This window comes from Paenibacillus sp. 3LSP, assembly GCF_032465655.1.
In the GTDB taxonomy this organism is placed as follows: domain Bacteria; phylum Bacillota; class Bacilli; order Paenibacillales; family Paenibacillaceae; genus Fontibacillus; species Fontibacillus barengoltzii.
In genome coordinates this window covers 40,862-49,777 of record NZ_JAWDJI010000232.1, presented here as the reverse complement: position 1 = coordinate 49,777, position 8,916 = coordinate 40,862, and the positions used below count along the sequence as shown (strand labels likewise).

At 53.2% G+C, this 8,916-nt stretch carries 11 protein-coding genes; 7 read left to right on the top strand and 4 right to left on the bottom strand.

The annotated features are described in order from the left end of the window. Positions 1-549: 549 nt before the first annotated feature. A complete protein-coding gene (locus RW092_RS20270; protein WP_316011105.1) occupies positions 550-1,215 on the bottom strand; it encodes a hypothetical protein in 666 nt (221 codons plus the stop codon). A gap of 512 nt (positions 1,216-1,727) precedes the next feature. Here RW092_RS20270 and RW092_RS20265 point away from each other — a divergent pair. The 5 genes from RW092_RS20265 to RW092_RS20245 are packed head-to-tail and all read left to right on the top strand — an operon-like array spanning position 1,728 to position 4,953. Beyond that, positions 1,728-1,931, top strand: a complete 204-nt coding sequence (locus tag RW092_RS20265) for a hypothetical protein (protein ID WP_036701668.1) — start codon at positions 1,728-1,730, stop codon at positions 1,929-1,931. A gap of 30 nt (positions 1,932-1,961) precedes the next feature. After that, a complete protein-coding gene (locus RW092_RS20260) occupies positions 1,962-2,723 on the top strand; it encodes a hypothetical protein (protein ID WP_316011104.1) in 762 nt (253 codons plus the stop codon). Then, a complete protein-coding gene (locus RW092_RS20255) occupies positions 2,720-3,922 on the top strand; it encodes a glutathionylspermidine synthase family protein (RefSeq protein ID WP_316011103.1) in 1,203 nt (400 codons plus the stop codon). The genes RW092_RS20260 and RW092_RS20255 overlap by 4 nt, the downstream gene beginning before the upstream one ends. Then, complete coding sequence (locus tag RW092_RS20250) at positions 3,923-4,564, top strand: hypothetical protein (protein WP_028540369.1); 642 nt, start codon at positions 3,923-3,925, stop codon at positions 4,562-4,564. Then, positions 4,561-4,953 carry a DUF350 domain-containing protein gene (locus tag RW092_RS20245; RefSeq protein WP_085278706.1) on the top strand — a complete coding sequence of 131 codons (393 nt, stop codon included), beginning with the start codon at positions 4,561-4,563 and terminating at the stop codon, positions 4,951-4,953. Before RW092_RS20250 ends, RW092_RS20245 begins: the two co-directional genes overlap by 4 nt. A 93-nt stretch (positions 4,954-5,046) precedes the next feature. Here the strand turns inward: RW092_RS20245 and RW092_RS20240 are convergent, their stop codons facing one another. From RW092_RS20240 to RW092_RS20230, 3 genes are all read right to left on the bottom strand, one after another. Further along, on the bottom strand, positions 5,047-6,246 hold the full coding sequence (locus RW092_RS20240; protein WP_316011106.1) for an MFS transporter: 1,200 nt from the start codon (positions 6,244-6,246) through the stop codon (positions 5,047-5,049). A 250-nt stretch (positions 6,247-6,496) separates the two neighbouring features. Then, the gene (locus RW092_RS20235) at positions 6,497-6,679 is read right to left on the bottom strand and encodes a hypothetical protein (RefSeq protein ID WP_016314349.1); all 183 of its coding nucleotides are present in this window, start codon (positions 6,677-6,679) and stop codon (positions 6,497-6,499) included. 61 nt (positions 6,680-6,740) lie between these two features. Next, positions 6,741-7,202 (bottom strand): MarR family winged helix-turn-helix transcriptional regulator, encoded by a 462-nt coding sequence (locus RW092_RS20230; protein WP_028540367.1) that lies wholly within the window; start codon positions 7,200-7,202, stop codon positions 6,741-6,743. Positions 7,203-7,454: 252 nt separating this feature from the next. On the opposite strand from RW092_RS20230, the gene RW092_RS20225 reads away from it, so the two are divergent. Further along, positions 7,455-7,937: a glutathione peroxidase gene (locus RW092_RS20225; RefSeq protein WP_028540366.1), complete on the top strand. Its 483-nt coding sequence runs from the start codon at positions 7,455-7,457 to the stop codon at positions 7,935-7,937. A 183-nt stretch (positions 7,938-8,120) separates the two neighbouring features. Further along, a complete protein-coding gene (locus RW092_RS20220; RefSeq protein ID WP_028540365.1) occupies positions 8,121-8,795 on the top strand; it encodes a hypothetical protein in 675 nt (224 codons plus the stop codon). The last annotated feature ends 121 nt before the right edge of the window (positions 8,796-8,916 follow it).

The following is an 8,916-nucleotide window of genomic DNA, read 5'->3' as shown; positions in this document are numbered from 1 at the left end:
CGCTGATCCCGTGGGCGCTCATTCCGGCCGCCGCCATCTGCGGCGTGAGTCCGTTCGAGCTCGCCCGCCGCAACCTCAAGCCGGTGCTCATCGGCCTTGCCGTGACCACCGTGGTGGCGATGTTCCTGGTGTAACACCAGGGAGGGAATGGGTTGTACTTGCACTTGCAAAGAAGGAGGCGGTGTGGCCGCCTCCTTCTTTGATTTTGCCGCGAATGCATCCCTTGAACTAATTTACCTCCAAAACCTACCGTTAATTTCGCAAGTTTGAGCGGTTAGCGCAATTTACATGTAAAACCTACCGTTAATTTCGGCACATTTGCCCCAAACCGCAGTTTCTGACCAAATTAACAGTAGGATTTACCGTTAATCGTAACCAAACCCCGTGATCTGCCTAAATTAACAGTAGCATTTACCGTTAGACCGTCTGACTTCTTCACAACACCAGCTTTGTCCCGTCGTACGACTCCCTAATTACTCATTAAAACTCCGCCCCCCCTCACTGCCTCACACTCCGACCACCCCCACCGTTCAGTTACAGCATCCACCATCACAAATAGTTCACCACTCCGCGTACCAGTTCATATTTGACGATGCGTTCCCCCTTTCCACGATAAACGGGTCTCATCCACCCTTTAGCTGTCACCTTATGCAGCATTTGGACCGCCGTTTTATGGTTTAGCTCGAAATGACGTTCGACATCCACCGGGCGAATCGGGCGCGCGAGTTGCACGGCAAGTCGGATGAGCTCCTTTTCCGCCAGCAGGCCGCGCGTTATAGGCACCTGTTCCGGATGGTATCGGCTGAGCACCATACGCAGCAGGTTGATGCAGAGCTCTGGACGTTGCTCCACGTCGTCGTAAGCGAAGGAGATCACCTGATAGCCCATGGCGTGCAAAAACGTTTCGCGGTTAAGCTCATGGCAGTACTTTTGTCGGTCCATGTCGCGAACATGTGCAGCGTAACCCTTAATCTCAAACAACAGCTTCAACTCTCCGTTCCCAGGCAACCAGGCAAAATCAGCGAAGTACGAGCGCCCCCGCCAATCGGTGACTTCGTACTCCGGATGAAGATCATCAAAGTTGCCGCGCAACGGCCACCACACATTCCTCAGAAACAATGACTCCGCATGGGCATGTCCACGTTCGAGTCGGCCTCGGCGTTCCCCGGATCTCCGGGTTAAATGGTGCTCGAGAAATTGTGTAATTTTCCTCAAAACTCATAGAACTCATCAGCCAATCGCCTCCTCCAAACAAAATAAAAAACGCCCCGCATTAGCTCTTGAAGTTTGATCCTTAATCGCCAGGAGCGCCATCAACCCAAAGGTCATGGTACCAGCCCTTGAATATGGTTCAAACTTGAGCTAAACGGAACGTGCTTCGTCTTAGCTTTTAGTATAGTGCCGGCGGAGGGCTCCGTCCAGCATGGGAGTGTTAGTTGAGGGCATATGCTGGGGGGCAGGGAGGCCACCTGACCTCGCATCCATTTTTACATTGCATTTCTTAAGCAACGGTCGTAAGCTAACGGAAGGGTTTTCCAGCGGGGTCTCCAACGGTTGCCTTAGCGGCCTGCTGATAGGCATTTGGCGCCGAACCCGTGAGCATAACCAATCCACTTCCCGGTTCATTTCCCACCTTCTCCCTGCATAAAGGATGAAACGAAGCGGAGATGTGCGCGTAACAATATTTAGTGTGTATAACGAAAGGGTGAGGGGCATTGGAGAACGGCATGAACGTGAAGTTGTATGAAAAATTACCGGATGGCGAGCTGCGGGAACTGGAAGAGCGTGTCTGGAACGCGAATATGGTCGCTGCGTTGGAGCATGTCAACTATCTAGTCGTGGGCAACCGGGAGTTTGAAACGGTAGAAGGCCGGCTGAACGTCGACGAGGGGAAGCTGGAGCTGCTGCTCGTACCGGTTGTGCATGAGTAAGCTGTTTTTTTCGTAAGGAGGGAATAGGTCTTGGCCAAAGAAGAGGAAGCCACACGAACGGAAAATACCGCTGCATCAGAGACAACGGCGAAGGAGCCGTTGGCATCTAAATTTTTGACCCCGGAAGGCAAGCCGATCCGCGTCTTGTCTACCTCACTGGGCATTGCGCTGTTGGCGAATGCGTTCCTGATTCCAGGGGCCGGGGCTACGGCAACAGGGAGCGGGACGTCGGCTGACGAACCGAAGCTGGTGGCTTGGTCGACAGAGGAAGTGAAGCAATATTTCGATAAAAACGTAGACTGGAACATCCCAGTTCCGGTGGAGGAAGAAGGAGCATCCGGGGAGGCTGCGGGGACCGGTAGCTCAAACGGCATAGACGCCTCGAACGGCTCCGGAGGAACCACCGTCATCAACCATTACGGCGGGGGATTCGGTTGGGACGATATGCTGCTGTATCACCTGCTGTTCAACAGCGGGTCCAGCTATTCATCCAGCCGCTGGTATGACAATCACCGCGGGTATTATGCCGGAACGTCGACGCCGTACAAGCCGAAAACGTACTCCAGCGAAACGTTCCAAAACAAACAGATGGCCGGCTCCGTCGTTCGTCCGAAGACTTCGACCTCGTCAACCGGCTCCATCGTTCGGCGTTCGACCTCCTCGAAGGCGGGCGGCATCGGCGGGAAATCCAGCTCTCTGGGCTCGTCGTCGAGCTCCTCGTCCGGCTCATCCAAGAGCTCGATTTCCGGTTCGAGATCCAGCGGCACCGGTAAGGGGTTCTTTGGCGGATGACGGACGAGAACAATATTTTTGAAGTTGTGGGCCAGCCGCATCCCAACCGGAGCGAGCGGGTGGAGAAGCTGGCCGAGCTGGGCTTTACCTGGGCAGATCTCGAGGAAGAGGAGTATTGGATCGATCAGCTGGTGTTGATGCCGAAGGAAACCTATGCGGAGCTCGAGCAGGCCGCCGCCGCGCTGTGGCGCATTCTCGACAAGGCCGCACGCTACGTCCATCGTCGGCCGGATCTGTATGAGCTGATTGGGATTCCACCGATTCTGTGGACGATGCTCGATGAGCTGCCGATCCCGGAGCCGGGATTGATTAGCCGCTATGCGCGGTTTGATTTTGCTGTGGCGAATGACGGCACGATCAAGCTGCTGGAGCTCAATGCGGATACGCCAACCGGCTACGTGGAAGCTTCGATCGCCACCCCGTGGTTGATGGAGCAGGCGGGATACGATTCGCCAAATGCCCGGATGATGGACCTGGTCGCGGAAGCTTGGGCCATTGAGCGTCCGGATACCGTCGCATGCGTGGATTACGGCTGGCATCTGGAGGATTCCGGAACGATTGAAGCACTGGGCCGGCACAGCGGGCTGGATTTGCACTATGAAGATTGCCTGGAGCTGTGGATTGACGAAGGCATCCTGAAAAATAAAGACGGCCGTACCATTGAGCGCCTCTTCGCGTTGTACCCGAAGGAATGGATGGCAGTGGACGATGCCGGCGAGGCGTTAAGCTACGCGATCGAAACCGGTCGCCTGACCATTTTCAACGGGCCGCACAGCATTTTGCTGCAATCCAAAGGCTTGCTTGCCGCTGTCTGGGGGCTTTACGAGCTGGGCTTGCTGTTTGATACCGAGGAACGCCAGGCGATTGCGAAGTACATGCTGCCCACCTACAACAAGCCGGTCTTCGCCGGCGGCTTCGTATCCAAGTCGATGTTTGGACGTGAAGGCGGTTCGGTCCGCTTGTTTGATGAAGAGGGCCGTCTGGAGCTGGAGGATCAAGAGGGCTTTGACAGCAGCGTCTTGTTCCCTACGGTATATCAAAAAAGAGCCGAGCTGGCACGAATCAATACCGTCTTCGGCGAGCGCCATTTGTTGACCGGCCTGTTCGTCCTGAACGGGACGCCTTGCGGCTTATTGGGGCGTGCCGGCGGACCGATTACGGGCAATACCAGTCATTTTATCGCGTTAGGAGTGAAATAGATGCATAGTTCGAAGCAGCCTTGGACGCGGCGTTTCCTCATTACGTTGATGCTGGTGTTGTCGGTGGGCTTCCTTGGAGCCTGCGGGGATACGACCAGCGTCTTCTCAACCGAGAGCGGTTCGGAAGCGGAGTTAACGACCGCCCGCGTCCCATGGGACTATAAAATCGTGGAAGCAACGGTTGGCGATCTGGTGGGCAGTGATATGACGATTTTACCCGATAACGATCTGCTGCCGAACGATAACAATTACGCCACTGGGGATAAAATTTGGATCCTGCAGTTTATGGACGCCGAGCTGACCACGGATGAGAACCAGAAAAACGAAGTACGCCTATCCTCCTGGACGACGTTGAAATCCTATCCGGATCAGGCGTCTGCCGAGAAAGATCTGGCCGAACTGAAGGTGTCGGTGACGACCGACGTCAACCTAGTTGGCGTGTACAAAACGGAATACCAAGGCAAAATACGGTGCTTCGCCGTGCTAGAGCTGCCAACTGGGAACCGGATTAAGCAACCGATTGACGAGGAACGGTATGCTGCGCTGGAGAAAGCGAAGACGGTGCCGGTTGTGCTGGAGGAAGTGCATGATTTTGCCGATTATGATTTGGCGTTTGCGAAATTTCGGGGGTGGGCGAATTGACGATCGTGATCAATATTGTAGTTAGTGTCATCGTGATGATTTTGCTGCAATTGCTGGGGATGGTGGTCTTCAATTGGATGACCCCTTACCGCGATATGGAGGAGTTGAAGAAAGGTAATGTCGCCGTAGCCCTGGCGCTGGGCGGCAAATTCCTGGGCACCGCAATCATCTTAGGGGTGTCCGCCTTCACGAACACCTCCATCTTACATATGGTCCTGTGGTTTGCCGTAGGTTATGTGTGTCTCGTGGTATCTTACTGGATTTTTGAATTGGTTACCCCGGGATTTAAGATTTCCGACCAACTGAAGCAGGGAAATGTTGCGGTCGGCACCTTGCTGTGCTTGGTGTTTATCGGGATGGCGTTTGCAGTGAGCAGCCTCATTATCTAACGCAGGGCAAATAAACAAGAACCCCCGTATTCCGCCGATGAATTCGAGCCTGGTGGAATGCGGGGGTGTTTTTTTGTATGTGTGGAGGGTCGGTTACATTAACTCTTGCCGTTTACGTAGATAGCCGTATAAGATCAGGCTGCATACTGCGCATAACAAGGCGCACACGCCGATAAAAGCATACCCAGCTTGCAGGCCGCGCAAGAGGCCAAGTCCTGTGTCCGTGCCGCCGGAGAAGAGCTCTTTGATCCCGTCCGTGATCCAACCGATCAGATAGTTGCCGATGACACTGCCCACCCCCATCAGCGTAACGATGAAAGTAATCGCTGAATCGCTGGAAGAGCGATACTTCTTGGCGATCAGCGCCATGACGGTCGGATAGATCGGAGCGATGCCGATGCCGGCCGCTGCGAACAGGAAAGCTCCGGGTTCGCCTGCCCCGATGGCAACCAAAGTACAGATTCCCGAGAAAGCCGAGAACAGAATCAAGGAGAGCGTAAACCCTATTTTATCGGTAACCGGACCGAGTGCCAGCCGTGCAAATGTAAAGCAAAGGAAGAAGGCAGACAGCATCCCGGATGCGCTGGTGGTGTTCCAGTGATAGGCTTTTTCCAGAAAGTTCACCAGCCAGCCGCCTACCGCCAGCTCTGACACGACGCCAAACGAAAGCACCAGCACGATCAACCAGATTGCGGGATCACGCATTAGCTGGGTGAACGGAACCCGCTCGCCGCCCTGTTCTTCCTCGCCGGGGAACCGGCTTAGCAGCGTAGGGATCATCGGGATGACCGAGAGGGACAGCATGATCAAATACATGCCTCTCCAATCCAGCGTATGCCCGCCAATAGAGACGGTCATCAGCCCCGAGGCGATTAATGGTGCTACCGTAGAACTCAGCCCGTAGAAGAAGTGAGACAGGTTCATCATCGTACCGGTGTTGCCGACAAAAATTCGGGCGGCCAAGATCGCGAGCGCGATTTCCAGCATCCCGTTGCCGATGTACATCAGGAAATAGGAACCTGATAATGCCGGGTAGGTGCGTGATGCAAAGATGAGAACCCCGGAAGCAACCATGGATCCAAAGGCGAGCATCGTCACCGTTTTTGCGCCCCATTTGCGGGTTAAGTAGGCCGTAAAGGAACAGGCCAGCAGATACCCCAACGAGTTGAGCGACAGGAGCGTACCGATTTGCATCTCGTCCAGGCCGAAGTCCGTTTGAATACGCGGGATCGCGGGGCCTTTAATATTTTCCGAGAAGCCAAAGACTAAGAAACCGATAAAGACCGTTAACAGTTGGAATACATAATTTCGTTTGGAAGAAGCGGCGCGGGGGGTGGCGTCGACGGAAGCCGCCGTCGTCTTCTCCGCATCAAGTTGTGTTTGCGCTTTCAAGGGAAGCCCTCCTGATGTCCATCAATCGTAAATGTAAAAAAGGTCGAACAGGCAAATCGTAACACACTTTTGGGCTTCAATCTATCCCCGGGCAAAAAAACACCCGCCTACCACACGCTTGTTCAGCGGCGTAAACGGGTGCTTCACCCTCTTAATGGTTAATATCGCATTTGTTCATGATAAATCTGATTTGATTTTCGAGCCGGTTGATTTTCTCCTGCGTTTCCGGGTCAGCGTGACCCAAGCCTCGCATCTCGGCGAGTTCTTGCTTCAATCGGTGCAGGTCCTCACCTGCGTTGGCGCAGTTATAATCGCTTTCGAGATTTTCCAGCATGCTGATCTCCTCCATTGGTTACTCCGTGATTCTTTCCTATTATGGAGGATTAAGGTTGGGCTTATTCAGATTGCTCCGGTTGATCGGAGTCGCCGCCGATTTTGCGAAGAAACTCGTTGATATGTTGATGCATGGAAATGATGTCCTCCACCTCGGCATGCGTACCTTCAAACAGCCGCATCGGGACGGTGCAGGCTTTGTTTTTCAGCGCTTTCCCCTCCTCGGTTAACGCGATGATGACGTTGCGTTCATCGGCTTTGTCCCGCGTTCGGGTAACCAGGTTCATCTGCTCCAGCTTTTTGAGCAGCGGCGTTAATGTGCCTGAGTCAAGGAACAGCATCGAACCCAGCTCCTTCACCGTGATCCCGTCCCGCTCCCACAATGCGAGCAACGTAATGTATTGCGTATAGGTTAAGCCTAGTTCCGACAGCAAAGGCCGGTACAGCTTCATAATCTCCCGGGAGCAAGTATAAAAAGCAAAGCAAAGCTGATTCTCCAGCTTCAACATTTCATCAGTATTCATCTATATTCACCTGCCATTTAATTGCATGCAATGTAATTGCTGTTGAGCCATTATAGCATTGCTTGTTCTTTGGCGTAAAGGGGCTGGAGCGGGACGTAATTGGATACACAAACGCTTGAGGAGACGGAGATGCGGGATTGCCGGTAAAGTTGAGGGGGGGGGCGCTCTGTTTAGATCTACAAATTGACACGATTATATAGATTGTATACAATTAAATTACACTTAATTAATTTGTTGGCGGAGGTGCCATAGATGTCATTATTCGATATTGAAGTCAAAACCATTCAAGGCCAAGTGCAAACGCTGGAGCCTTATCGGGGCCAAGTCATGCTGATTGTGAATACGGCGACCAAATGCGGGTTTGCTCCGCAATTTAAAGGGCTGCAGAAGCTGCATGACACCTACAAGGACCAAGGCTTCACGGTATTAGGTTTTCCTTCAGGCCAGTTCGCCAACCAGGAGCTCGGGACGGATGAAGAAGTGGCGCAGGCTTGCGAGCTGAATTTTGGCGTGTCGTTCCCGTTATTTTCGAAGATCGATGTGAATGGAAAGAACGCTCATCCGCTGTTCAAGCACTTGACCAAGGAAGCTCCGGGATTGCTGGGCTCCAAGTCGATTAAATGGAACTTTACGAAGTTCCTTGTGGATCGGGACGGCAAGGTGGTCAAGCGTTTCGCACCAACCGATGAACCTGCGAGCATTGAAGGGGAGATTCGCAAGCTGCTTGGGGTTTAGGGCAACGACTGTCGCGCGAAGTGCGGAAACGCCTCAGATCCTATTGCGTAACTTTCTCTGCTATGTCACACTAGTATTAATACAAGTAACTGACGTGAGGCAAAGCCTGCCCCGTTTCCTATCCTGAATGGAGAGGAGCGGGGCTTTTTGTTTTTTTACTAAGGATGTGTAGGGGGCTTTCTTATGGGATTCGAAGCGGAACATGAGATTTGGCTGCAGGAGCATATGAAACGAAGAACGGGGGAGCGTCTGGATGCACTTCGGCGAGGGCATGGTTATGGGAATCGGTTGTTTGTCGAGCGCATTTGGTGGCCGTTGGTGGGACACTTTGACGGATTGCATCCCGAATACGAAGTGAAGGATTGGCGGGGGAGGTCTTATTATGCTGATTTCATGTGGGAGGTGGGGACGGTACGGATCGTGTTTGAGATTATGGATTACGGTTCACATGGCACAGACCGGACGAAATATCGGATGGATTTGAACAGGGGATTGTTTTTGCAGTCCCAAGGCTTTCTAATCTACTATATTGCATTGGACGAAATGAAGGAGAACCCTTCGTTTATCCTCTCCTCCTTGCGGAGTATTCTGGCGCCGTATTTGTCTGTGGTTGAGGGGGGTGCCCTGCGGGCCTTTTCGAAGATTGAGAGGGATCTGATGCGTGCCGCGGTTCGCCATGATCGGGTCATTCGCCCGACCGAGGTGGCGAGGGAGTTGGAGCTGCACCCGATGACAGTCATAAAGTACTGCCGGATTCTCACGGCAAAAGGGAAATTCCGCGCCATCGCCAAAGGGAGCTCCGGACGCATCACTTCATATGAGTATGTGGGTTCGCTGCTGAGCCCGGATTTGGTGTGAGCGCGGCGGACTTAGGGGAACGTACATGAAAAATCGTGTACATTTGGGCCTCGGGAGGGGAAAACGGCCCGATATATATGAAAAATCATATAGAATGGGCCGAATTGATGGCGAAGTGGCA